The 24,363-nt window shown below is 33.5% G+C and carries 22 protein-coding genes; 11 read left to right on the top strand and 11 right to left on the bottom strand.

What is annotated here, in order from left to right; all coding sequences use genetic code 11:
- Positions 1 to 95: 95 nt before the first annotated feature.
- Both NBRC110019_RS13160 and NBRC110019_RS13155 read right to left on the bottom strand, forming a co-directional pair.
- Positions 96 to 2,399 (bottom strand): T9SS type B sorting domain-containing protein, encoded by a 2,304-nt coding sequence (locus tag NBRC110019_RS13160; RefSeq protein WP_281755590.1) that lies wholly within the window; start codon positions 2,397 to 2,399, stop codon positions 96 to 98.
- Between the two features lie 55 nt (positions 2,400 to 2,454).
- Positions 2,455 to 4,236 (bottom strand): T9SS type B sorting domain-containing protein, encoded by a 1,782-nt coding sequence (locus NBRC110019_RS13155; RefSeq protein WP_281755588.1) that lies wholly within the window; start codon positions 4,234 to 4,236, stop codon positions 2,455 to 2,457.
- An 85-nt stretch (positions 4,237 to 4,321) separates the two neighbouring features.
- On the opposite strand from NBRC110019_RS13155, the gene NBRC110019_RS13150 reads away from it, so the two are divergent.
- Positions 4,322 to 4,792 (top strand): DUF6495 family protein, encoded by a 471-nt coding sequence (locus tag NBRC110019_RS13150; protein ID WP_281755586.1) that lies wholly within the window; start codon positions 4,322 to 4,324, stop codon positions 4,790 to 4,792.
- Between the two features lie 2 nt (positions 4,793 to 4,794).
- Here NBRC110019_RS13150 and NBRC110019_RS13145 read toward each other — a convergent pair whose 3' ends face one another.
- Positions 4,795 to 6,039, bottom strand: a complete 1,245-nt coding sequence (locus tag NBRC110019_RS13145) for an ABC transporter permease (protein WP_281755584.1) — start codon at positions 6,037 to 6,039, stop codon at positions 4,795 to 4,797.
- Positions 6,040 to 6,243: 204 nt separating this feature from the next.
- Here NBRC110019_RS13145 and lysA point away from each other — a divergent pair, with 204 nt between their 5' ends.
- The gene (gene lysA / locus NBRC110019_RS13140; protein ID WP_281755582.1) at positions 6,244 to 7,512 is read left to right on the top strand and encodes a diaminopimelate decarboxylase; all 1,269 of its coding nucleotides are present in this window, start codon (positions 6,244 to 6,246) and stop codon (positions 7,510 to 7,512) included.
- Between the two features lie 98 nt (positions 7,513 to 7,610).
- On the opposite strand, the gene NBRC110019_RS13135 is transcribed toward lysA, so the two are convergent.
- Both NBRC110019_RS13135 and NBRC110019_RS13130 read right to left on the bottom strand, forming a co-directional pair.
- On the bottom strand, positions 7,611 to 8,567 hold the full coding sequence (locus tag NBRC110019_RS13135) for a transketolase family protein (RefSeq protein WP_281755580.1): 957 nt from the start codon (positions 8,565 to 8,567) through the stop codon (positions 7,611 to 7,613).
- A gap of 26 nt (positions 8,568 to 8,593) precedes the next feature.
- On the bottom strand, positions 8,594 to 9,439 hold the full coding sequence (locus tag NBRC110019_RS13130) for a transketolase (RefSeq protein WP_281755578.1): 846 nt from the start codon (positions 9,437 to 9,439) through the stop codon (positions 8,594 to 8,596).
- Between the two features lie 245 nt (positions 9,440 to 9,684).
- Here NBRC110019_RS13130 and tgt point away from each other — a divergent pair, with 245 nt between their 5' ends.
- The 7 genes from tgt to NBRC110019_RS13095 all read left to right on the top strand — a co-directional run bounded on the left by tgt (position 9,685) and on the right by NBRC110019_RS13095 (position 17,222).
- On the top strand, positions 9,685 to 10,815 hold the full coding sequence (gene tgt, locus NBRC110019_RS13125; protein WP_281755576.1) for a tRNA guanosine(34) transglycosylase Tgt: 1,131 nt from the start codon (positions 9,685 to 9,687) through the stop codon (positions 10,813 to 10,815).
- Positions 10,815 to 11,888: an LptF/LptG family permease gene (locus NBRC110019_RS13120; RefSeq protein WP_281755574.1), complete on the top strand. Its 1,074-nt coding sequence runs from the start codon at positions 10,815 to 10,817 to the stop codon at positions 11,886 to 11,888. Before tgt ends, NBRC110019_RS13120 begins: the two co-directional genes overlap by 1 nt.
- Positions 11,875 to 12,777, top strand: coding sequence for a DMT family transporter (locus NBRC110019_RS13115; RefSeq protein ID WP_281755572.1), 903 nt, complete (start codon positions 11,875 to 11,877; stop codon positions 12,775 to 12,777). The genes NBRC110019_RS13120 and NBRC110019_RS13115 overlap by 14 nt, the downstream gene beginning before the upstream one ends.
- 52 nt (positions 12,778 to 12,829) lie before the next feature.
- Positions 12,830 to 13,783: an acetyl-CoA carboxylase carboxyltransferase subunit alpha gene (locus NBRC110019_RS13110; protein ID WP_281755570.1), complete on the top strand. Its 954-nt coding sequence runs from the start codon at positions 12,830 to 12,832 to the stop codon at positions 13,781 to 13,783.
- A 166-nt stretch (positions 13,784 to 13,949) separates the two neighbouring features.
- Positions 13,950 to 15,494: a replicative DNA helicase gene (gene dnaB / locus NBRC110019_RS13105; RefSeq protein WP_281755569.1), complete on the top strand. Its 1,545-nt coding sequence runs from the start codon at positions 13,950 to 13,952 to the stop codon at positions 15,492 to 15,494.
- 73 nt (positions 15,495 to 15,567) lie between these two features.
- Entirely contained in the window at positions 15,568 to 16,785 is a 1,218-nt protein-coding gene (locus NBRC110019_RS13100) for an asparagine synthetase B (RefSeq protein ID WP_281755567.1), read from the top strand.
- Between the two features lie 14 nt (positions 16,786 to 16,799).
- Positions 16,800 to 17,222, top strand: coding sequence for a secondary thiamine-phosphate synthase enzyme YjbQ (locus NBRC110019_RS13095; protein ID WP_281755645.1), 423 nt, complete (start codon positions 16,800 to 16,802; stop codon positions 17,220 to 17,222).
- 14 nt (positions 17,223 to 17,236) lie between these two features.
- Here NBRC110019_RS13095 and NBRC110019_RS13090 read toward each other — a convergent pair whose 3' ends face one another.
- The 6 genes from NBRC110019_RS13090 to folE all read right to left on the bottom strand — a co-directional run bounded on the left by NBRC110019_RS13090 (position 17,237) and on the right by folE (position 22,276).
- Positions 17,237 to 18,061, bottom strand: coding sequence for an HAD family hydrolase (locus tag NBRC110019_RS13090; protein WP_281755565.1), 825 nt, complete (start codon positions 18,059 to 18,061; stop codon positions 17,237 to 17,239).
- A gap of 176 nt (positions 18,062 to 18,237) precedes the next feature.
- Complete coding sequence (locus tag NBRC110019_RS13085; protein WP_281755563.1) at positions 18,238 to 18,747, bottom strand: DUF192 domain-containing protein; 510 nt, start codon at positions 18,745 to 18,747, stop codon at positions 18,238 to 18,240.
- A 27-nt stretch (positions 18,748 to 18,774) separates the two neighbouring features.
- The gene (lgt, locus tag NBRC110019_RS13080) at positions 18,775 to 19,719 is read right to left on the bottom strand and encodes a prolipoprotein diacylglyceryl transferase (RefSeq protein WP_281755561.1); all 945 of its coding nucleotides are present in this window, start codon (positions 19,717 to 19,719) and stop codon (positions 18,775 to 18,777) included.
- A gap of 71 nt (positions 19,720 to 19,790) precedes the next feature.
- Positions 19,791 to 20,033 (bottom strand): membrane protein insertion efficiency factor YidD, encoded by a 243-nt coding sequence (gene yidD / locus NBRC110019_RS13075; protein ID WP_281755559.1) that lies wholly within the window; start codon positions 20,031 to 20,033, stop codon positions 19,791 to 19,793.
- Between the two features lie 5 nt (positions 20,034 to 20,038).
- The gene (cysS, locus tag NBRC110019_RS13070) at positions 20,039 to 21,532 is read right to left on the bottom strand and encodes a cysteine--tRNA ligase (RefSeq protein ID WP_281755557.1); all 1,494 of its coding nucleotides are present in this window, start codon (positions 21,530 to 21,532) and stop codon (positions 20,039 to 20,041) included.
- Between the two features lie 63 nt (positions 21,533 to 21,595).
- Positions 21,596 to 22,276, bottom strand: coding sequence for a GTP cyclohydrolase I FolE (gene folE, locus NBRC110019_RS13065; RefSeq protein ID WP_281755555.1), 681 nt, complete (start codon positions 22,274 to 22,276; stop codon positions 21,596 to 21,598).
- Between the two features lie 308 nt (positions 22,277 to 22,584).
- Between folE and NBRC110019_RS13060 the strand changes: the two genes are divergently transcribed.
- The gene (locus NBRC110019_RS13060) at positions 22,585 to 22,989 is read left to right on the top strand and encodes a hypothetical protein (protein ID WP_281755554.1); all 405 of its coding nucleotides are present in this window, start codon (positions 22,585 to 22,587) and stop codon (positions 22,987 to 22,989) included.
- Positions 22,990 to 23,010: 21 nt separating this feature from the next.
- On the top strand, positions 23,011 to 24,363 hold a 1,353-nt coding region (locus tag NBRC110019_RS13055; RefSeq protein ID WP_281755553.1), incomplete at its 3' end, for a PKD domain-containing protein.

Genomic DNA, 24,363 nt, shown 5'->3' with positions numbered 1-24,363 from the left:
AACATAGCGCAGCAAAAATCTTTGGGGAAAGACTCTTACATAAGTAGGTTTAACATAAATTTAAGGCAAAACAAATATAAAAAAAAACTTAAAATTTATCTTAGTAATGAGAAGTTATTTTGGTAGCTATTATTATTGTTATTAAAGTGTACTACAAACCAATAATCTGTAGAGGGGAGAGGGATATTGTGATAAGTGCCATCCCATCCTATATTGTTAGGTTTAAAGCTATATATAGGTTTTCCGTATCTGTCAAAAATTTCAATATAATTGATAGTGGAATTTGATGTGTCATCACCAATTACATTCCAATAATCGTTAACACCATCGTTATTTGGAGTAAAATAATTAGGGAAATTTATAATGTTAAATGTTATAGAACTGGTTGAACATCCATTAGTATCAGAAACATATACGGTATGTTCTCCTATGGATAGGTCATAAAAAGTAGCTTCTTCTTGATAGTCCCCTAAATCTAAAGCGTAGATATAATCACCAGTTCCGTTTGCGGTAATTGTTACATTATTATTACCGTAAGTTCCGGTTATGGTATATGATAGATCGGCCATAGAAGAGGCACTAACGGTAATTGTTCTACTACTGCTACAACCATATTGATTTGTTACAGTAACAGTGTAGTTCCCGGGTTGGTTTACATGTATGTTTTGAGTTGTTTCCCCTGTACTCCATAGAAAACTATAATAAGGTGATGTTTGTACACCAGATGTGATCTTTTTAGTTGCCGGATATATATCTGTACAATAAATAACTTCTGAATCTTCCGGTATATTAGGGGTATTAAATACTTCTAATTCTAAAGTGCTAATCCCGTAGCACCCATCATTGTTGGCTACCCGTACGTACAATGTTTGGTTATTTGCTATCGTATTTGTAAATGTATTGGTTAATGGATTGTTATCTAAATATGCATCTTCTTCTGAAAGAAAGTAAGTTACGTTTACTGAAGTTGCTATTGAGTTTGTAATTTGATTATCTGCATCTGAAAGATTGAAGGTAGCATAGCCATTGTTATTTGAATCTGCTGTGCAAGTTGATAAATAAGCCGTAGCAACAGGATTTTGTATGGTTGATAATATAATATGTGCAGTAGATACACATCCATAATTATTACTTACACCAACATATATAGTTTGGTTGGGTTGAGTATTATAAAAAGTATCAGGATTCGCAATAGCACCATTACCATTTAAAGCGTTGGTTTCATTTAAATAATATCCGGTTATGGTTAAATTTTGATCATTATTTAACAAGGTTTGATCATTCCCGGTAAGATTATAAACGGTCAGTCCATTGCCATCCAAATCACATTCAGTTAAGGTTATGTCGTTGGTAACTATATCATCGCTAAATTCAACAACTACTTCATCGGTAGCATTACAGCCTGCAGCAAGAGTAGCTTCAAGTTTATAGGTACCGGCTGTGGTAACTTCATAAGTACTATTCGTTTCTCCTGATAATACTACGTCATCTTTATACCATTGATATCCGGTTATAGTTTGATTGGTTTGCGGAGATAAGAGAAGTGTTTCATTTGGACATAAAGGGTTTTGATTTGCAAACGTATGATTTTCTCCTAATTCAACGGATGTTGTAAAGCTTTCAGCTTCTAAGAAAACAGCAGAGTCGTATCGGTAATTTTGTTCATCTGCTATAATCAATTTTATGTGGTATACCGTATTAGGGGTAACATCTGCTTTGGCTGTTAATACCGCCGTCTGACCATTAAAGTTTATTGGAGCATTACTATTATTAAATGATCCAAAATAGGATTCGTTCTCAGCAGCACAACCACCAGGTATTTCAGGGTGTACGGTAGTTACTTGAACCGGAGTAGTAGTGTTGGGTATTACTGCAATATTGGTATAGGTGCCTCCTTGTGGTTTTATTAAAAAGGCAAATACATCTGAATAGATACAAGTGTTACTATTGTTTTCTTGATATTCTTCGGAGGCAAAAATGTAATTAAAACGAATGTTGCTTGAAGATGGGGTAAAATCAAATTCTAATATAGTGGCATTTAAGGTATTGTTGATTCCAAGTGTGTTATTAAGGTCGGTATCACCTCCCCAGTTGTTAGCATTATCATCACTAAGGCTATTATTGGGGCCTGGTACATTGTCTAGCCTACCAGTGCTCATTACAATACCTTGTTCAAATGGGAATGATGTTCCTGATCCGTCAAAATAGCCAAAGCTCTTCATGCCGTCAGTAAAATTTCCGCTAACAGAATTGGTGACACTTATATTTGAAACACAACCACTATTGATAAGAATATTTTCTACCAATTGCTGAGGGGTATATGAAGTAGCATCTACTTGAACGTTTTGTGCTTGTATACTACTGTAAAATAATATGATAAGTAAAAAAAACCTTTTCATAATACACCATTATAAATTGGGGCATTCAAAGGTACGTTATTATTTTAATTTAGATTTATTTGTTTAAATAAACCCATCCGGTATAAACGTTAAATAATTCGTCTTCTAATCGAAGAACATAAAAATAGGTGCCCACAGTTGCTGTTTTACCGATCATCATATTAGTGTTGGCAATTCCGTTCCAAGGTTCAGTATTTTGATTACCTTGATATAATAAGGAGCCATACCTATTGTATATTTTTAAATCGAACTTGTCAAAAACGGTCCATAATCCCTGAATATTGAAATAATCATTTTTGGTATCTCCATTAGGAGAAAAGCCTTGTGGAATTATAGGTGGGCAATTGTATACTGAAAGTTCAAAGGAACCTATTGAATAACAATAATCATTATCATATCTGAAGTAAATGGTTTGTGGATTTGCAGTACTTGTGTAAGTTGTAGGGGTTAGTATTTCATTTGTTAGGTACATGGCATTATCTTCCGATGTGAAAAAACCAGTAAATGTAATGTCGGTTACAGCTGGGAGTAGGGATTCTAGATTAAAGATTGCCGAATTATGTCCAAGGTCACACGAAGTCATATTAGCGAGTTGCGGAATTTCGGGAGAGTAGCGAATAGCTAAATCTAGAGTAGATGAGTTATTCGTTTCTTCATATTCATCAACTAAATTATTTTCATCTACAATAATCGTTACTGTAAAGTCGTCTGGTACCGTATTTGGAATAGATAATAACACCGTGAAATACTCCTCCTCATCTGGGGTAATACTATTAGAGGTAACCATACTCTCTAATAATTGTCCGTCTACGTATATACTAATTGTTGTGCCCGTCGGTAATTCCCCTGAGCTATTGTAATTGGTTACCGAAAAGTCTATAGCAGCCTCTCTACTGTCACAATTTATTGTAGAACTATTTATTTGAACAGCTGCATCTGGTATTACAAAGCTATTTAAAACAGTTACAATATTGTTTACAATTACAACATCTTGATAGGAAGTAAGAGATATGCTGAGGCTTGTGTCGTTAGTGGAAATATAGTTTTCTAAATTATAGTAATCTATATCCATATTATATAGATCAGAAATTCCGGTAAATGAATTCGTTCCGTTAAAAACATTATTAGCTGGATTGTTTGGTAAATTATCAACTATAGTTCCGTTAATGGTTAACGTTTCTGTTGCCAATAGTGCGTCGCCTTCCCAAGCTAAAAAACCAATTTTAGAGCCCTGTGTGTCATAAACCTGTAAATTATTCAAAACGATATCAATACTACTCGGTACTATTTCAAAACCGTCATATATATTTATATCTCTTAATTGATATGAATCGTTTTGCAATACGATGACAATTGCCCATCCTGCAAAATTGGTGGCATTGTTGCAATATAAGGGATCGGTAGTAATTAAGGTAGTTAAGTCTAAATCGGATAGGGTATAGGTGCCCGAACCGGTATTTTGCACCAAAGTGGTTACATCTGTAAAACCTGAAAAATATGTGCGTCCACTATAAGTAAGGTTAAAGGTTCGTTGGGCGGATAATGATTGCCCGTTTAAAGTAACGTCAAAATCACCCGAACCTGAACCAGCCCAATATAAATAGGCAGCTTCCACGGTATCACCTGTTGAAAGCGACAGGGATGCCGATGAACTTGTTAATATAGTACATGGGCTTCCTATGGTATTATTTTCGATCGTATTTAACGTATTACCTATCGTAGTGTAATCATATCTTCCACTAAATTGAGAGTATAATGAAATAGAAGAACTTTGTGAGTACCCTATAAAAACATATAAAAATGAAAGGTATATAATTAACTTTTTGATAGTTAGCATTTGGTTTAGGTTATGAAATCTTAAATATAATAAACCTTTTGTAATATTTTGAGTACAAAATTATATTTTTGCCAAAATTTATTTTATGAAATATTCTCGATTGACAAAAGAGCAACTGGAAGAAATGCACGAGGAGTTTTCTAGATTTTTAGCCACTCAACAAATTACGGCCGATGAATGGAATAAAATAAAAATAGAATCTCCTGATGTAGCAGAGCAGGAAATAGATATTTTTAGCGATTTGGTATGGGAGAAAGTATTGGAGAATGTAGTGTATGCCGATAAAGTTGACCAACAAAACATTTTCTTATTTTATTTTGGTGAAAAGGATATGAAACTTATTGCTTTTAAGGTTAGCAATGTAGCTATAGATTTAACCACTAATAAAGGTATGGAATGGCTTATTGCTAATTGTAAAGAAGATACAGTTCGTGTCTTTAAAGCAAATAAGGCATATTCAGTAGATAAAAAAATGGATATATTTACTTTGATACAACAGGGGGCGGTTATATCAAAAGGTGAATTATATAATCATTTTAGTACTGTTATTGGTTAACCTTATTCATAACGTAAAGCTTCTACAGGGTCTAATTTAGCAGCTTTAATGGCTGGGTATAAGCCAGAGATAAGGGCAACCACCCCAGAGATAATTACAGCGGCTATAATTGCTGACCAAGGAATTATAAAATCGAATTTTATCCCTTTTGAAATTGCGAAACCTATAAGAATACCTAGTAAAATACCTACTAAGGCACCTATTTGTGCAATCATCATAGTTTCTACAAAAAATTGAGATACGATAGTGTTTTTCTTTGCACCCAAGGCTTTTCTAATACCAATTTCTCGGGTTCTTTCAGTCACTGAAACGAGCATGATGTTTAAAAGGGCTATAGAGGAGCCAAAAATGGTAATGGCGCCAATAATATATCCGGCGTATTTTAAATAGTCTATGGTACTGGTAATACGGTTTATCAAATCGTCTGATCTTCTTATGCCAAAGTCATTATCTTCAATAGGAGTTAAAGATCGTATATTTCTAAAAATTAAGGTTGCGTCATCTACAGAGGTTTCTAAAAATTCTTTTTGACTTACTTTAACGCTAACGCTATAATTAATATTAGGCAGAGAATATATAGAACGTGCTAATTGAATTGGTATTAACACACGATTATCTTGGTTATTACCAAAAGTAGAACCTTTTTCTTCTAAAATACCAATTACTTTAAAACGAGCACCTCGTACACTAATAGTTTTACCAATAGGATTTATATCTTTAAATAATTTGTCTTTAAAAGAAGAACCTAAAATGCATACATATATGTTGTTTTTAATATCGGTAGGTGAGAAGTTTCTACCGCTATCTACAGCTAAACCACTATTCGTAGTGTAGAATTCATCTACTCCCAATACAGAAACTTCGGGATCGGTTTTTTCATTCTGATATTTTACTTCGGCAGCACCTGTAGCTGTAAAAGAAATACTAGTTTCAGCATACGCATATGCAAATTTTTCTTTAAAATCAGTTGCCTGTGCATAGGTGATTTGAGGATTAATCTTAACTTTTTCTCCAGAACCTTCAGCTCTGTAATCACTACTATATCTAGTAAGGTAAAAGGTGTTAGCTCCCATGGAAGCAAAGTCATTTCTAATCGTATTTTCAAGGGCACTAACAACACTTAAGATACTTACCAAAGCTGTAATACCAATAGAAATAATTAGAACAGTTAAAATGGTTCTTAATATCTGGCTTTTGATCGCATCAAAAGCAATTCTTATATTCTCAAAAACTTGACTTAACTTCATAATACCCAATAAGACTTTAGAAGCTTGTGAATGTTACAGATATTTTAAAAAAAATTATGTGATTTAGTCTGTAAAAGAGGTTGTATTTGTGTCTAAAACTTATCAATCGTTGTATTTGTAACAATTTGTTTTATTTTTATTTATTTCATTTAAAAATTTTTAGAGTTTATGAGACTATTTTACTTTTGATTAAAATTGTTTAAAATGACACATAACGACTTGTTGAATATAGCCGGTGAATATGGGAGTCCGGTATATGTATATGATGCAGATAAAATCATAAGCCAATATAATAGATTAACTGGGGCTTTTAGTAATGTTTCTAATTTAAGACTTAACTATGCTGTTAAGGCACTTTCCAATATATCAATTTTAAAGCTATTAAAAACGCTTGGTAGCTGTTTAGATACGGTTTCAATACAAGAAGTAAAGCTTGGTATTATAGCCGGTTTCGAGCCGCATAGAATTATCTATACACCAAATGGTGTTTCTTTAGAAGAAATAGAAGAGGTAGCTAAGTTAGGTGTTCAGATCAATATAGATAACTTGTCAATATTGGAACAGTTTGGTAGTAAGCACCCCAGTATACCTGTTTGTATTCGTATTAATCCGCATGTGATGGCAGGTGGTAATAGCAATATTTCTGTTGGTCATATAGATTCTAAATTTGGTATTAGTATACATCAGATACCTCATTTATTACGGATTGTTGATAATACCAAAATGAGAGTGAATGGTATTCATATGCATACGGGTAGTGATATTTTAGATATTGAAGTATTTTTGTATGCTGCCGAAATTTTATTTGATACTGCAAAACAATTTAAAGACTTAGAGTTTGTAGATTTTGGAAGTGGATTTAAGGTACCTTACAAACCTGGAGATATTGAAACGAATATTGAAGAGCTAGGTGAAAAGTTATCTGCTAGATTTAATGAGTTTTGTACAGATTATGGAAAAGAATTAACCTTAGCTTTTGAACCTGGTAAGTTTTTGGTAAGTGAAGCAGGAAGCTTTTTGGCAAAAGTAAATGTAGTGAAACAAACTACTTCTACTGTATTTGCGGGTATTGATAGTGGTTTTAACCATTTAATACGTCCTATGTTTTACAATTCATATCATCAGATTGAAAATATTTCCAATCCGGAAGGAAGAGAACGTTTTTATTCGGTAGTAGGATATATCTGTGAGACCGATACATTTGGTAACAATAGAAGAATAGCGGAAATTAACGAAGGAGATATACTACGTTTTAAAAATTCGGGAGCGTATTGTTTTACTATGACTAGTAATTATAACTCTCGTTACAGACCTGCTGAGGTGCTTTGGTATAATGGCAAAGCGCAATTGATTAGAAAGCGAGAAACGTTTGATGATTTACTAAGAAATCAGGTAGAAGCGGATTTAGAAGTTTTTTCTGAAGTGGCAAAAACAGATAAAAAAAAACGTAATATAGAGGTAGCAACTACTTAAAAAAGGTTTTCTCTATAATTGTTTAGTGAAATATTTAAAAACCCTGTAGATATCTAGATATCTACAGGATTTTTAAATATGGAAATAACTAAATAATATTAGTTTTTACGAGCAATTACTTTTTCTGCTTTTTCAATTATAGCACTACTGCTTAAGCCATATTTTTCCATTAATTGAGCTGGTGTACCAGATTCTCCAAAAGTATCCATAGTAGCAACAAACTCTAGTGGAGTAGGTAGTTTAGTTGCTAATAAGCCAGCAACACTTTCTCCTAGACCACCAAGGTAGTTATGTTCTTCACAAGTAACAACGCAGCCTGTTTTAGCAGCAGATGTTATGATAGCTTCTTCGTCTAATGGTTTAATAGTGTGAATGTTTATAATTTCAGCAGAAATGCCTTTTTCAGCAAGTACTTCACCTGCCTGAATAGCTTCCCAAACTAAGTGACCTGTAGCAATAATAGTAACATCTGTACCTTCATTAAACATAACCGCTTTTCCAATTTCGAATTTCTGGTCAGCTGGTGTGAAGATAGGAATAGATGGTCTACCAAAACGAAGGTAAACAGGACCTTCATGCGCTGCAATGGCAATAGTAGCAGCTTTGGTTTGGTTATAATCACATGGGTTGATTACTGTCATGCCCGGAAGCATTTTCATTAACCCTATATCTTCAAGAATTTGGTGTGTAGCACCGTCTTCCCCTAAGGTAACTCCTGCATGAGAAGCACATATTTTTACGTTTTTACCAGAATAAGCTATACTTTGACGAATTTGGTCATAAACTCTACCGGTAGAGAAGTTAGCAAATGTACCAGTAAAAGGAATATATCCACCAATAGTTAAACCAGCAGCAATTCCCATCATGTTTGCTTCTGCAATACCAATTTGGAAAAAACGCTCTGGGTTTTCTTTGATAAACTCAGCCATTTTAAGAGAAGGAGTAAGGTCGGCACAAAGAGCTACAACTTTATCATTTGTTCTACCAAGCTCAGCAAGACCGGCGCCAAAACCACTTCTTGTATCTTTTTTCTCTGTATATGTGTATTTTTTCATAATTGTCTTTTTAAAAAAAGGAAATATTAATAATCACCTAAAGTTTCAGGGTTTTGTGCTAAAGCACTTTCTAATTGAGCATCGTTAGGCGCTTTACCGTGCCATTCGTGAGTACCCATCATAAAGTCAACCCCATTACCCATTACGGTATGTAATAATACACAAACAGGTTTACCTTTACCTGTTTTGGCTTTCGCCGCATTCATACCTTCAATAATAGCTTCAAGGTCATTTCCTTTTTCAATATCAAGAACGTCCCATCCAAAAGCTTCAAATTTAGCTTTAAGATCGCCCATATCCATAACTTCTTTCGTAGATCCGTCAATTTGCTGACCGTTATAATCTACTGTAGAAATCAAGTTGTCAATTTTTTTAGATCCTGCGTACATGATGGCTTCCCAGTTTTGACCTTCCTGTAATTCACCATCACCATGTAATGTATATACTAAGTGGCTGTCTTTGTTAAGTTTTTTTGCTTCGGCGGCACCTAAAGCAACAGACATGCCTTGTCCTAGTGATCCTGATGCAATACGTATTCCCGGCAATCCTTCATGTGTAGTAGGGTGACCTTGTAATCTAGAGTTGATTAAACGGAAAGTACTTAGTTCTTCTACTGGAAAATATCCTTTTCTGGATAAAACACTATAGAAGACAGGAGAGATGTGTCCGTTAGATAAGAAGAATAAATCTTCTCCAATACCATCCATCTTAAATTCATCCTTTACTTCCATTATTTCGTTGTAAAGTGCTGCAAGAAATTCTGTACATCCCAAAGATCCCCCTGGGTGACCTGAATTTACTTTATGTACCATTCGAACGATGTCTCTTCGAACTTGTACTACTAGATCGTTAAGCTGTTGTTTATTAGACATGTTTTTTTTATTTATTACCGCTAAAATACGTTAATTGAATTACGAGTACAAAATTATAGTTATAAAACTATAACGAATCTTTATTTGAAATATATAAATAAATGTAAAAAACGCACTTATTATTTATAAAAAATTGATTCCAAATTTTACTATTTGTATAATTAATAAACTTATTTGATGGTTTTAAGAGAAAAAAACGCTGTGGTTGTCTATATTTGCGGGTTTAAAAAAGAGAAGTTTTTCGAATGATATTTGATTTAGAGAAAAAGTGTGAAGGAACGAAGGCCAGAGCTGGAAAAATTACTACAGATCATGGTGTTATAGAAACTCCGATATTTATGCCGGTAGGTACTGTTGGTACTGTTAAGGGGGTGCATCAGAGAGAATTAAAGGAGGAGATTAATCCAGATATTATTTTAGGGAATACCTATCATTTATATTTACGACCGCAAATTGATATTCTTGAGAAAGCAGGTGGTTTACATAAATTCATGAATTGGGATCGGAATATCTTAACCGACAGTGGAGGATATCAGGTATATTCCCTTTCCGATAACAGAAAGATTAAAGAAGAAGGGGTTAAGTTTAAGAGTCATATAGATGGTTCATATCATTTCTTTACTCCCGAAAATGTAATGGATATTCAGCGTAGTATAGGTGCTGATATTATTATGGCATTTGATGAATGTACACCTTACCCTTGTGACTATAGTTATGCAAAAAGATCTATGCATATGACGCATAGATGGCTAGATAGATGTATTAACCGTTTGAATGAGACGGAACCTAAATACGGTTACGAACAAACTTTATTTCCTATTGTACAGGGATCTACTTATAAGGATTTACGAATGCAGTCTGCAGAATATATAGCCAATGCTGGTGCCGCTGGAAATGCCATTGGAGGATTGTCTGTAGGGGAGCCCGCAGAAGAGATGTATGCTATGACAGATGTGGTTTGTAATATATTACCAGAGGAAAAACCTAGATACCTTATGGGAGTGGGTACGCCTATTAATATTTTAGAGAATATTGCATTAGGGGTAGATATGTTCGATTGTGTAATGCCTACGCGTAACGCTCGTAACGGAATGTTATTTACTGCTCATGGAACCATTAATATAAAAAATAAAAAATGGGAAGATGATTTTTCTCCAATAGATGAAATGGGCATAACTTTTGTTGATACCTATTATACAAAGGCCTATTTACGTCATTTATTTGCAGCTAATGAGTTTTTAGGAAAGCAAATAGCGTCAATTCATAATTTAGGGTTCTATTTATGGTTGGTTCGTGAGGCAAGAAAACATATTTTAGCAGGGGATTTTTCTGCATGGAAAAATACTATGGTTCAACAAATGAATAAACGCTTGTAGTGAAAATAATAGATTGGTATATTCTTAGAAGATATCTTGTAACATTTACATTAATGTTGGTACTTTTTGTACCTATAGGTATCATGATTGATATTTCTGAAAATGTAGATAAAATGATAGAGCAACAGGCTCCTATGAGTGCTATATTATGGTACTACTTTCATTTTACTTTGCATTACGCCAACCTACTTTTTCCGTTTTTCTTGTTTTTATCTATCATTTGGTTTACTTCTAAACTCGCTAATAATACAGAAATTATAGCTATTTTAAGTTCTGGTGTTTCTTTTATGCGTTTCTTAAGACCTTATTTAATAGGTGCTACTTTAGTGGCTATAGTAGTGTTTTTTATGGGGATGTTTATTGTGCCACAAGCAAGTAAGGGGTATAATGAGTTTAGACAGGTTTATATTCATAAGAATAGAAATAATAATAAAAACAATAGAGCTCTATTTAATCAGATTAATGATAACGAGATAATTTATGTACGAAGTTTTAATAAATCGAATGCGACCGGATATGATTTTACACTAGAGCATTTTGATGGTAATAGAATGGTATATAAAATAGCTGCTCAGTCTATTAAAATAAAAGATAGTGTGTATACGCTTAACAATTATGTTAAGAGAACTATTGGTGAACGTGAAGACATTATTGAAACGAAGCGAAAGAAAGATACCCTCTTTGAATTTAAAGCGGAAGACTTGGTGCCCGTATCTTATGTAGCCGACACAAAGAATTTATTGGAGTTAAACACTTTTATAGAAAGAGAAAAACTAAAAGGTTCAGCTAATATTAGTATGTATCAATTCAACCTATATAAAAGGTGGAGTGCTCCGCTTACGGCATTTATTTTAACACTAATTGCTGTAGCAGTATCTTCTATGAAACGAAGAGGCGGTATGGGGATAAACTTGCTTTTTGGTGTGGCTGTAGCATTTATATTTATCTTTTTTGATAAGGTATTTGGAGTTTTAGCAGAACAGTCCGGATTCCCTCCAATGTTAGCAGTTGCTATTCCTATTGTATTTTTTGGCTTATTAGCGGTAGTTTTAGTTAGGAATGCTAGGCGATAAATTAAAAAACTATCTGCACCTACACTTCATTGTATTTCTTTGGGGTTTTACTGCCGTACTTGGAGCAATTATTTCTATTGATGCCTTGCCTCTTGTTTGGTATCGTATTTTAATTTCGGTAGTTGTTTTGGGGCTAGTATTACTTGTTAAGAGGCAACGAGTGAAACTAACTTTTAAAATGCTGATTAAGTTCTTTTTTGCAGGATGTATTATAGCATTGCATTGGATTAGTTTTTTTGCAGCTATTAAGGCTTCTAATGTTTCAGTAACCTTAATTTGTTTATCTACAGGAGCTTTTTTTACCGCTATTTTAGAGCCTGTTATTTACAAAAGAAAAATAGTGCCCTATGAATTAATTTTAGGAGGTATAACCATTATTGGTTTACTTTTTATCTTTAATTTAAATACACATTATATATTAGGAATAGTATTGGCTTTATTGGCAGCCTTGTTGTCTGCTTTATTCTCTATTTTAAACGGGAGGATGGCAAAGGAATATGAAGCAAGTGTAATATCATTTTACGAATTATTATTTGGTGTTCTTTTTGTGAGTGTACTGTTATTTATAAAGACACCTAACTTTATATTTTCTGTTTTAGATCTTTCCTTGAATGATTTTTTAGCGCTTTTAGTACTAGGAGTGCTTTGTACGGCTTATGCTTTTATGAATTCTGTGAAAGTAATGCGTTTTTTAAGTCCGTATACGGTAATGCTAACAATTAATTTAGAGCCAGTGTACGGAATAATTTTAGCATATTTATTTTTAAATGAATCTGAGAAAATGAGTGTGGGATTTTACGTAGGAGGTTTGATTATTTTTTCGACAGTTTTGTTAAACGGTTATTTGAAAAACAGAAAAAAGAGAAAAACACCAATTCAGACAAGTTGAGTTGTAGAGAAAATTCTATATTTGTAAGCTAACATAATTTAAAATAAAACTAATGGAATATTTAGATTTTGAATTACCCATTAAAGAACTGGAAGAACAGTTAACAAAATGTCAGGTTATTGGAGAAGAAAGTGAAGTGGATGTGACTGATACTTGCAAAAAAATAGAAAAGAAACTTATTAATACCAAAAAGGATATATATAAAAATCTTACTGCATGGCAACGTGTGCAATTGTCAAGACATCCTTCTCGTCCGTATACGTTTGATTATATAAGAGCGATTTGCGGAGATACATTTTTTGAACTTCACGGAGATAGAAATGTAAAGGATGACAAAGCCATGATTGGTGGATTGGGTAAAATAGGGGATCAGAGCTACATGTTTATTGGTACTCAGAAAGGCTATAATACCAAAACCCGTCAATATAGAAACTTTGGTATGGCTAATCCGGAAGGATATCGTAAAGCATTACGCTTAATGAAAATGGCCGAGAAATTTGATATTCCAGTTGTTACCTTTATAGATACTCCGGGGGCATATCCTGGAATTGAGGCAGAAGAAAGAGGACAAGGTGAAGCTATAGCTAGAAATATACTTGAAATGACGCGCCTAAAAGTTCCTGTAATTGTATTTATTATTGGTGAAGGAGCTTCAGGCGGGGCTTTAGGAATAGGGGTTGGAGATAAAGTAATGATGTTAGAGAATACTTGGTATTCTGTTATTTCTCCTGAGTCTTGTTCATCTATTTTATGGAGAACCTGGGAGTATAAAGAAACAGCAGCAGAAGTACTTAAGCTTACTGCTCCTGATATGAAAAAGCTTCATTTAGTAGATGATATTATTAAGGAGCCACTTGGTGGAGCGCATTCTGATAGAGAGGCTACTTTTGAATCTGTAACTAAAGCAATTGTGGATTCTTATAATGAGTTAAAAGATCTACCCGTTTTGGAGCTTGTAGACAAGAGGATGGAAAAATATTTTAACATGGGTGTTTATAAAGAATAACCCTGATAGTAATAAAGTATATACAGAAACCGAAGTAATATACTTCGGTTTTTTTTGTTATTAACAAAAAATAAAAGTTATAAACACTGTAATTGTTGAAGAGTGGTGAATACTATAGAAGTGTTTTTTAGCTGCTTAACAATATCATTTTAATACTTTCGTATTTATGGAAAACACCAAACCAATACAATCATACAAAGAATTAAGTGGAGATGTTATTGCCTTAGGTAAAGGTAAATTACCTCCTCAAGCTATTGATTTAGAAGAGGTTGTAATTGGGGCAATGATGATTGATAAAAAAGGCGTTGATGAGGTAATTGATATTTTACACGCTGAGGCTTTTTATAAAGAGAGTCATAGAATTATTTTTGAATCTATCATAAAACTTTTCGAGTCTACAGAGCCAATTGACTTGTTAACAGTTTCCACTCAGTTAAAAAAGGATGGGAAATTAGAAGCTGTAGGAGGAGATTTTTATCTTATTCAATTAACTCAAAAAGTATCTTCATCAGCACATATTGAGTTTCATTCACGTATTATACTTCAAAAATATATTCAGCGTCAGCTAATTAAAATTTCTTCTGAAATTATAGAAGAGGCTTACGATGAAACCACTGATGTGTTTGATCTTTTAGATAATGCGGAGGCTAAGCTTTATGAAGTAACTCAAGGGAATATTCAAAAATCTTCGGAATCTGCTATGAGTTTAGTACTTCAGGCAAAGAAAAAGATTGAAGAAATTTCTAATAAAGAAGGGTTAAGTGGTGTACCTACCGGATTTCATAAATTGGATGCATTAACATCGGGATGGCAACCGAGTGATTTAATTATTGTTGCAGCCCGTCCTGGTATGGGTAAAACAGCGTTAACTTTATCTATGGCGCGTAATATTGCGGTAGATCAAAATATTGGGGTAGCGTTCTTTTCTTTGGAGATGTCATCGGTACAGTTAATTACGCGTTTGATTTCATCTGAAACAGGGCTTTCTTCAGAAAAATTGCGTACCGGTAAATTAGAAAAGCACGAATGGGAGCAGTTAAATGTAAAGGTAAAGAGTTTAGAAAAAGCTCCTCTATTTATTGATGATACACCATCACTTTCTATTTTTGACTTAAGGGCGAAGGCTCGTCGTTTAGCTTCTCAACATGGTATTAGGTTAATTGTGATTGATTACCTGCAGTTAATGACTGCTGGAGGTACTTCTAAGGGAGGAAACAGGGAGCAAGAAATATCGATGATTTCTCGTAACTTGAAGGCGCTTGCTAAAGAATTGAATGTACCTGTTATAGCACTTTCTCAGTTGTCTCGTGCAGTAGAAACCAGAGGAGGAAGTAAACGTCCGTTACTTTCAGATCTTAGGGAATCTGGAGCAATTGAGCAGGATGCCGATATTGTGTCGTTTATTTATAGACCCGAATATTATAAAATAGAAGAGTGGGATGATGAGGAACGTTCTCCTACTGCTAACCAAGGGGAGTTTATTGTAGCTAAACACAGAAATGGTGGGTTAGATAATATTAGGTTAAAATTCCTTGGTCATTTGGGTAAATTTGATAATTTAGATGAGTTTGATACGCCTTTTGAATTTCAGTCTAAAATGAATGAAGGAGAAGATAACTTTTCTGTAAAAGGATTGCCTAATGCTAATGAGGCGTTTGGTAGTAGTATGAACGATAATTTTAATCCAAGTGATGATGAAGTTCCGTTTTAAATTATTACATAAAATACATGATACTAAAAAGGTAAAGGGCTGTATTCTCTTTACCTTTTTGGTTTTAAACTATATGGTAGCATCGGCAAATTTTATTTTAATACCTATGGACGCCGAGTCGCAACACGATCATTTAAAAGCTTATGGAATAACCTATTGGGTGCTTAATAAGCAGCATAAAGTACAATGGCTTTTAAATTATAGAGGAGGCTCTTTTTTAATGGCCGATGATAGTGATGTACGTAAAGAGTGTACAATTAGAGGGGTTAGTTATGAAGTAATATCTAATGCAGAAGGAGAAAGTATTCTGGAAGAGATAGCTAGTCCGTCACAGAATATGGAGGCTGTTATTTTAGAAAAGGCTCCTAAGATAGCAGTGTATTCGCCTAAGGGTAATTTACCGTGGGATGATGCTGTTACTATGGTGTTAACCTATGCCGAAATACCGTATACCACCGTTTATGATGAAGAGGTATTGAATAATGAGTTATTGATGTATGATTGGTTGCACCTACATCACGAAGATTTTACTGGGCAGTATGGTAAGTTTTATGGACATTATAGAGCAGCGTCTTGGTATATAGAGGATAAGAAACAAGCGGAGGCGCTAGCTACAAAATTAGGCTATAATAAGGTTTCAGAAGAGAAATTGGCAGTGGCGCTAAAAATTAGAGATTATGTGATAGGAGGAGGGTTTATGTTTGCTATGTGTTCTGCTACAGATAGTTTTGATATTGCTCTTGCTGCAGAGGGAGTAGATATTTGTGAACCTATGTTTGACGGCGATCCTTCCGCACCTAATTATCAAGCTAAGCTTGATTATAGTAATACTTTTGCTTTTACGGATTTTACTTTAGAAAGAAGCCCTTTGAAATATGAGTTTTCTACCATAGATATGACCACCAAAAGAAAAATTCCAATGGATTTAGACTACTTTACTCTTATGGAATTTTCAGCAAAATGGGATCCTGTGCCTACTATGCTTTGTCAAAATCATACAGCATTGGTGAAAGGATTCATGGGGCAAACTACTAGTTTCGATAGAAGTGAAATTAAACCTACTGTTCTTATTATGGGAGAGAATAGAAGTAATGGGGAGGCTCGTTATATTCATGGAGTTAAAGGGAAAGGCTTTTTTACATTCTACGGAGGGCATGACCCTGAAGATTATCAGCATAAAGTAGGAGATCCGAAAACTGAATTAGAGCTGCATCCTAATTCACCGGGGTATAGATTAATACTTAATAACGTGTTATTCCCTGCGGCTAAGAAAAAACATCAAAAAACGTAACGGTATATTTTGTGATGCAATTTTTTCAAAAAGAAATAAGACTACCTAGTTATAAAAGAGGATTTCATCTTATAACGGATATTATAGAAAGAGAATTTCCTGAATTAAAGCATATTAATGTAGGGATGTTACAAGTGTTTATAAAACATACATCTGCTAGTCTCACCATTAATGAAAATGCAGACCCAACGGTACGTAAGGATTTTGAAAGTCATATGAATGTTATGGTGCCAGAAAATGCCCCTTACTATATACATACGTATGAAGGTTCGGATGATATGCCGGCTCATATAAAATCGTCACTTATGGGCGCTAGTGTACAAATACCTATAACAAGAGGAAATCTAAATTTAGGTACATGGCAAGGTGTGTATTTATGCGAGCATAGAGATTACGGTGGTTCTAGAAAAATTGTGATAACAGCTTTCGGGAGTTAAAACAGCTTAATTAATTATTTAAATTTGTTGAGTTTAGCTTCTAATAATTGCTCTAAAATATGTTCTACACCTTGCTCATCATTGCTTTTGGTAATATAGGTTGCGGCATTTAAAATATTGGGATGCGCATTTTTCATGGCAATGCTAATACCTGCTTGAGCAAACATTTCAAGATCGTTGTTATAATCTCCAAATACTAAAGTCTCTTCTTGAGAAATGCCTAACTGGTTTTGTAATTTAGATAAGGCAAAACCTTTGTTTGCATTCATATGTGATAAATCTAACCATACTTCACCAGATACTTTTACTTGTAGTTTACCTTCAAGATGTTTTACTTTCGGATATAAATGGTTTTCAGAACCTTTAGCGCAAAAGATGGCTATTTTTAGAAAGTCATCATTTTCTACTTTGCACAAATCTTCGACTAATTGAAATTTAAAGTAGTATTCCTGAAAAAAATTAATGAAGTTTTCGTCTTGTTGTTCAATATAAGCTTGATTTTTACCGCATAAAACATAGAAGATTTCATTATCGTTAAAAGCTCTTAACATGGTAACTAAGTCTTCAACCTCTTGCTTAGTTAATCCTGTAAGTAATAAAACGTCTTCTTGTTTTTTGGTAACGGCACCGTTTTCTGCGATAACGGTTATTTCATCTTTTATTTGGTCTAGTTTACTAACAATGCTATGGTATTGTCTACCACTGGCAGCTACAAAATGAATGTCGTGTTTTTTTAATTCCTTATAAAGATGAAAAAATTTAGGGTGAACATTTCCTTTGGTATCTAGTAATGTCCCGTCCATATCAGTTGCAATCAATTTTATATCTGCTAAATTCATATGCTGTAAATTAAGATACAAAAATACTCGTATTTGTGAGATTGCAGAATTGTGTTATGTTATAAAAATGATAATGTTGTATGATAAGTTATTGTTTTACACTTATAGACTTTGCAATAATGATACGTTTAAAAACAGTACTGTTTATTTAAGTGGATAAGGAAGAGAAGTGTTTTTTAATCCTTAGTAAAAGCAATTTTATCACCTATAGAAATATTCCATTCATCCATTTTACCACCGTTAATTTCTAAGACATACATTACAGGGTATTCTGATGGTAAAGAAGTCTTATCAAAAGGTATTGTATTCTTTGCAGCACTTACAATCTCAAAATCTTTATTTATGTATATAATATCTAAAGGAATTTTAGTATTCCTCATGTAGAAGGAATGCATAGCCTCTTTGTTGAAAACAAATAGCATGCCTCTATTTTCTTTCATGGTACTTCTGTACATGAGCCCGGTTTGTGTTTCATAGTCGGTATTTGCTATTTCAATCTCAAGATTCTTTAGAATAGTTTCTGTCGAATCTAGTATTTGAAGATTACCTTCCTTAGTGAAAGGGATGTCTTTTACCGTAATACTTTGATTTTGATTTTTATAGCCTTTATATGTAGATATGACATATGATGACAGGAAACCTAAAGATATTAATCCGATTACTATTTTGGTTGTGTACTTTTTCATAGTTTTCCATAGTTTGTTAATTAGAGATTATGAAAAAAATTCAGTCTTATTTTTTCTAAACATCATATAGAAACCAACCAAAATAAACGGAATACTTAAAAGTTGTCCTGTAGAGAGTATGTTATGAAAGGTGCTTTCTAAACCACCCTGACTTTGTTTTACGTACTCCACTAAGAATCTCACTGTCCATAATAAAACAAGAAATAGCCCAAAAATGTATCCAGGTTCATTTTTCTTGTTCGTTTTCCAATACAGAAACCATAATAATAAGAAGACGAATACATAGGAGATTGCCTCATATATTTGAGCGGGATGTCTATATGGTATGCTGTTTAAAATTTCAGCATATTTAGGATCGTTACCAATAAGTTTGTACGCTTCGTTGGCTGTTTTAGCACCTGTTATACGCATTGCGTCATACTTATTTAGGTTTTCTTCACCTCTTACAAATTGTACAGCTAATGGAAATGATTTTTTGGTTACTGTCCCTAAGATTTCTGAATTCATAAAATTTCCTAATCTTACAAATACACCACCTATACTAACAGGTATAACAATGCGATCTAAAAGCCATAATAATTTAATGTCTTTGTATTTTCTAATATAAAAAAACATGGCTATAATAACACCAATTGCCGCACCATGACTAGCTAAGCCTGAAAATCCTGTGAATTCAAAACTCGGTTTTGTTCTTATAGGTAAAAATACTTGCACCCAATCTTCTTCAAATAATTCTGGCTGGTAAAAAATCACATGCCCTAAGCGTGCTCCAATAAGTGTAGCTAATACAGTATATACAAAAAGGGAGTCTAATTTATCTAAGCTTTGGTTTTCATTAATAAAAATTCTTTTCATTATAAACCAGCCTAAAGTAAAGGCTACCACAAACATTAAACTATAATATCTTATTTGTATAATGCCAAGATCGGCTAATATTTCACTTGGATTCCACGTAATACTGTAAAAGGTCATGTGTGCTAAAATTTTGCTCTAAAGATATAGAATATCAATTAATCTAAAGTTATTATAATTTGAAAATAAAATTACGGAACCGGATGGTGTCCAGATCCTCCCCATGGGTTGCAACTTATAATTCTTTTTAATGCTAACCAGCCACCCTTAAAAATACCGTACTTTTTTAGTGCTTCTAATGCATAAGTAGAACAAGTAGGGGTGTATCTACAGGTAGCAGGAGTGAAGGGAGAAATAAATCTTTTGTAGAACTTAATTAACAAAATAAAAGGAGTTATACTTACTTGTTTTAAAAAATGCATAACTCCTTTCATTGTAATTATATAATAGTAAAGGTTGTACCTTCTTTACTGTCTTTAAGTTGAATACCGGCTTCTAAAAGCTCATCTCTAATTTGGTCAGATAATTCCCAGTTTTTATTAGCCCGTGCTTCAGCTCTTAATTTTATTAAAAGCTCAACAGAACCCGATAATGCTTTCTTGTTACTTGATGAAGAACTTCCTCCTTCATTGCTTTTAATTAACCCAAGAATATCATGTGCAAAATGTTCTAATGTTGTTTGTAATGTATTCAAGTCTTCAACTGTGATGGTTTCCTTACCGTCTTTAATAAGGTTGATGTACTTAACAGCATCAAATAAGTTTGCAATGGCAATAGGAGAATTAAAGTCATCATTCATAGCGTCGTAACAACTTTGTTTCCATTTCGCTATGTCTATAGAAGAGTTTGAAGAAGTAGTAAGTTTATCTACTAACTTTAATCCTTCAGCTAATCTATTATATCCTTTTTCAGCTGCAAGTAATGCGTCATCACTAAAATCTAAAATACTCCTATAGTGTGCCTGTAAAATAAAGAACCTAACAACATTGGGCGTGTATGCTTTCGTTAAATTAGGGTTGTCACCTGTAAATAATTCATTTGGTAAAATGTTATTACCGGTAGACTTGGCCATTTTTTTACCATTTAGGGTAAGCATATTGGCGTGCATCCAATAATTTACAGGATTGTGACCATTACATGCTTCAGCTTGCGCAATCTCACATTCGTGATGCGGAAACTTAAGATCCATTCCACCACCATGAATATCAAAGTGTTCGCCTAAATACTTTGTGCTCATTGCGGTACATTCAAGGTGCCATCCTGGGAATCCGTCACTCCATGGAGAAGGCCATCTCATAATATGCTGTGGTTCGGCTTTTTTCCATAATGCAAAATCTTGAGGATTTTTCTTGTCACTCTGTCCGTCTAATTCACGAGTGTTATGAATCATATCCTCAATATTACGCTTACTTAAGGTACCATATTGGTGATCTTCGTTATACTTTACCACATCAAAATAAACAGATCCGTTTATTTCGTAAGCATATCCTTTTTCAAGAATATCCTTAATAATTTCAATTTGTTCAATAATATGTCCGGTAGCAGTAGGCTCAATACTAGGAGGTAGAAAATTGAATTTATCTAAAATATTGTGGAAATCAACTGTATACCGTTGAACAACTTCCATCGGTTCAATTTGTTCCAATCTTGCTTTTTTAGCAATTCTATCTTCTCCTTCATCTGCATCATTTTCCAAATGTCCTGCATCTGTAATATTTCGCACATAACGAACTTTATATCCTAAATGTTTAAAATATCTGAATATTAAATCGAACGACATAAACGTTCTAACGTTACCAAGATGGACGTTGCTATATACTGTTGGTCCGCAGACATACATACCTACATAACCTTCGTGAATTGAAATAAATTTTTCTTTTTTTCCCGATATGGAATTGTAAACTTGTATTTCCTGCTCTTTATAAGGTTGCATTCTATTTTAGTTTTAGGAAATGATGACTAAAAAAATTGTTTATTTTTTGCGTTGTAGTAAAATTTAGAATTCGGTAGTTAAATTAATGTAATTTAAAAACTCTTTACGTGTAGCTTCATCTTTAAATTTACCACCAAACTCAGCTGTAACGGTGCTACTTTCAATATCTCTAATACCTCTTGAATTAACGCATAAGTGTTTAGCATCAATTACACAAGCAACATCATCTGTATTTAAGATACGTTGCAGTTCTTGCACTATTTGCATAGTTAAGCGTTCTTGAACCTGAGGTCTTTTAGCGTAATAGTCAACAATACGGTTCATTTTAGATAAACCAACAACATTACCATTAGAAATATATCCAACATGGGCTCTTCCTACTATAGGTAGTAAATGGTGTTCGCAAGTAGAATATAAAACAATGTTCTTTTCTACCAACATTTCGTTATACTTATACTTATTTTCGAAAGTAGAAGCATTAGGTTTTTTATCAGGATTTAAACCTCCAAAAATTTCTCTTACAAACATTTTAGCTACCCTTCTAGGGGTTCCTTTTAAACTGTCATCAGTGAGATCCATTCCTAACGTTTCTAGTATATCGTAGACGTTGCTTTCTATACGTTCCATCTTTTCATCATCCGAAAGGTCAAAAGCGTCCTTTCTTAAAGGAGTATCTGCAGAAGAAGCTATATGGTTATCACCAATCTCTTCAAAACGTTGCTCTAAAGCTTTATCAATTTTCATGTATTCAATCTTAAGTCAAAGATGCAAAGATACGTAATCTGCATTTAATTCCTGTTAGTTAAATAATGACAAAATATTTAGAAAAAAGCTATAAATTACTTAAAAATTGTTAAATTTCGACCCTGTTAGCAATAATTAGTTAACAATAATGATGATATATTGAAGTTTATAACAATACAATTTAATGATAAGTTAATCATTATAAAGTTTTTTTATTGTTTTATAGATGGAAGGCTTAATTATTATGAAACTGTTAATGAACTAACGAAACCGAATTAATTAACATATTTTATTTTCCCGTTAACAAGATGAAAAGATTATTATTGTTTTTACCTGTGTTTTTGGTGTTTGTCCAAGGGTTTGCTCAAAAATCTACAAATACTTGTGATTTTATGTACAGTTTTGAGATTAAAAAATGCGATGAGCTCTTATCTAACAGAGATAAATATGCAACATTTGCTTGGGACTTTTCTAAATTAAACTTCACTGATTCTAATGTTCAGATTGAAGTTGTACCCGTTTTAGATTGCTGGAACGAAATACACGCTAAAGATTTTAGAGACTCTTTTAAGATGAAAATAGAAGAGGCTAAAGGAGAGCAAAAAGTGTATCATATTAAGATGATGGCTAAATGTTTTAAGTACAGACTAGTTATTAGCTCTGGCGCATGTGAAAAAACAACTGAATGGAATTATTTTTCCTTTATTGATTAATCTCTAAACTAAATGATATCGATGAATAAATATTTATACCTATTTATATTTTTTGTTTTAAGCTTAAGCTATGTTCAGGCTCAAGGTGGTTCTACTTGTGCAGATATTCAACCTTTTTGTGCAGATGCGAACGGTTCTTTAAATTTTGATAATGTAAGTGATGGTTCTACTGCAGAGAGTGGTATAGATTATGGTTGTTTAGGATCTGAACCTAATCCTGCATGGTATTACCTGCAGATAGGAACTAGTGGAGATATAACTTTTGACATTAGCCAAACGAGTAACTCAGGAACCCCTATTGATGTAGATTTTATTGCGTGGGGGCCTTTTACATCTGAAGCCTCTTGTGGTTCTGCTAATTTAAATTCTGGAAATGAAGTCGGATGTAGTTATTCGGGATCGGCTACTGAACAATTTACTATATCCGGAGCGCAAGCAGGAGAAATTTATATTCTTTTAATTACTAATTTTAATGGTGCCGCTGGAACCATTAGTTTAATTGAATCGGGTTCTGGTAGTACAGACTGTTCTGTATTAGAACCGTCGTTATCAGCTGAGACAGATCCTTGTGACGGAGAGACAGTAACTATTACTTCTTCAACTTCTGGGCAAATTACAAGTTATCAGTGGTATTATGATGATTTGGATTATACCAATGGAGTAGGACCAGAGGTAATTGCCGGAGCTACTGGAGGTACTTATACAGTTCCTATGGGGCAATCGGGTGAATATAGTCTTGAAGTTACAAATAGTATAGGTAATACATCTATTACTTCTATTGAGATTACATATCATGATGTACCTAGTATGTTAAGTTCTATAGATGGTATTGGTTTGTGTGATGAGAGCGGAAATGATGGTTACGAAGAATTTGATCTTACTACGTTGTCTGATTATATTATTAATGGGCAAGTAGGGGTTAGTATATCTTTTTATGATAATTTCGCAGATGCACAAGCTGGAAATAATGAAATTACAAATCCAGATACTTATACTAATGGAAATGCTTATTTAGAGGATATTTTTGTACGTCTTGATAACGGAACTACTGGTTGCTACAGTTTAAACTCTTTTGAAATTGAAGTTTACGATAAACCGGAACCTGTAGATCCAACACCTTTGTATGGTTGTGATGATGACGGTGACGGTTTTGCTGATTTTTCGTTAAATCAGAAAAACGCTGAAATTTTAAATGCTCAGACGGGATACAATGTGGTGTATTATCAAAGTATGTTTAATTTAGAGAACAATATTGACCCATTATCTAGTAACTACGTGAATAGTATAAGTGGAGGTGAGACCTTATATGTAAAGGTAGAGAATATGGTTTATGGATGTTACAGCACCACCACATTACAATTAATTGTTGTAGAT

The sequence above is a fragment of the Neptunitalea chrysea genome, assembly GCF_027924145.1.
Classification (GTDB): Bacteria; Bacteroidota; Bacteroidia; order Flavobacteriales; family Flavobacteriaceae; genus Neptunitalea; species Neptunitalea chrysea.
The sequence above is the reverse complement of the archived record's forward strand: the minus strand, read 5'-3'. Positions and strand labels throughout refer to the sequence as shown.

Bases quoted from the DNA above. Each gene is read 5' to 3' on its own strand.
- lgt (WP_281755561.1), bottom strand. From the start codon at position 19,719: ATGACCTTTTACAGTATTACGTGGAATCCAAGTGAAATATTAGCCGAT.
- NBRC110019_RS13085 (WP_281755563.1), bottom strand. From the start codon at position 18,747: ATGAAAAAGTACACAACCAAAATAGTAATCGGATTAATATCTTTAGGT.
- NBRC110019_RS13115 (WP_281755572.1), top strand. From the start codon at position 11,875: ATGCTAGGCGATAAATTAAAAAACTATCTGCACCTACACTTCATTGTA.
- NBRC110019_RS13100 (WP_281755567.1), top strand. From the start codon at position 15,568: ATGGTAGCATCGGCAAATTTTATTTTAATACCTATGGACGCCGAGTCG.
- cysS (WP_281755557.1), bottom strand. From the start codon at position 21,532: ATGCAACCTTATAAAGAGCAGGAAATACAAGTTTACAATTCCATATCG.
- NBRC110019_RS13110 (WP_281755570.1), top strand. From the start codon at position 12,830: ATGGAATATTTAGATTTTGAATTACCCATTAAAGAACTGGAAGAACAG.
- NBRC110019_RS13095 (WP_281755645.1), top strand. From the start codon at position 16,800: ATGCAATTTTTTCAAAAAGAAATAAGACTACCTAGTTATAAAAGAGGA.
- NBRC110019_RS13135 (WP_281755580.1), bottom strand. From the start codon at position 8,567: ATGAAAAAATACACATATACAGAGAAAAAAGATACAAGAAGTGGTTTT.
- NBRC110019_RS13130 (WP_281755578.1), bottom strand. From the start codon at position 9,439: ATGTCTAATAAACAACAGCTTAACGATCTAGTAGTACAAGTTCGAAGA.
- NBRC110019_RS13155 (WP_281755588.1), bottom strand. From the start codon at position 4,236: ATGCTAACTATCAAAAAGTTAATTATATACCTTTCATTTTTATATGTT.
- lysA (WP_281755582.1), top strand. From the start codon at position 6,244: ATGACACATAACGACTTGTTGAATATAGCCGGTGAATATGGGAGTCCG.
- tgt (WP_281755576.1), top strand. From the start codon at position 9,685: ATGATATTTGATTTAGAGAAAAAGTGTGAAGGAACGAAGGCCAGAGCT.
- folE (WP_281755555.1), bottom strand. From the start codon at position 22,276: ATGAAAATTGATAAAGCTTTAGAGCAACGTTTTGAAGAGATTGGTGAT.
- yidD (WP_281755559.1), bottom strand. From the start codon at position 20,033: ATGAAAGGAGTTATGCATTTTTTAAAACAAGTAAGTATAACTCCTTTT.
- dnaB (WP_281755569.1), top strand. From the start codon at position 13,950: ATGGAAAACACCAAACCAATACAATCATACAAAGAATTAAGTGGAGAT.
- NBRC110019_RS13145 (WP_281755584.1), bottom strand. From the start codon at position 6,039: ATGAAGTTAAGTCAAGTTTTTGAGAATATAAGAATTGCTTTTGATGCG.
- NBRC110019_RS13150 (WP_281755586.1), top strand. From the start codon at position 4,322: ATGAAATATTCTCGATTGACAAAAGAGCAACTGGAAGAAATGCACGAG.
- NBRC110019_RS13060 (WP_281755554.1), top strand. From the start codon at position 22,585: ATGAAAAGATTATTATTGTTTTTACCTGTGTTTTTGGTGTTTGTCCAA.
- NBRC110019_RS13090 (WP_281755565.1), bottom strand. From the start codon at position 18,061: ATGAATTTAGCAGATATAAAATTGATTGCAACTGATATGGACGGGACA.
- NBRC110019_RS13160 (WP_281755590.1), bottom strand. From the start codon at position 2,399: ATGAAAAGGTTTTTTTTACTTATCATATTATTTTACAGTAGTATACAA.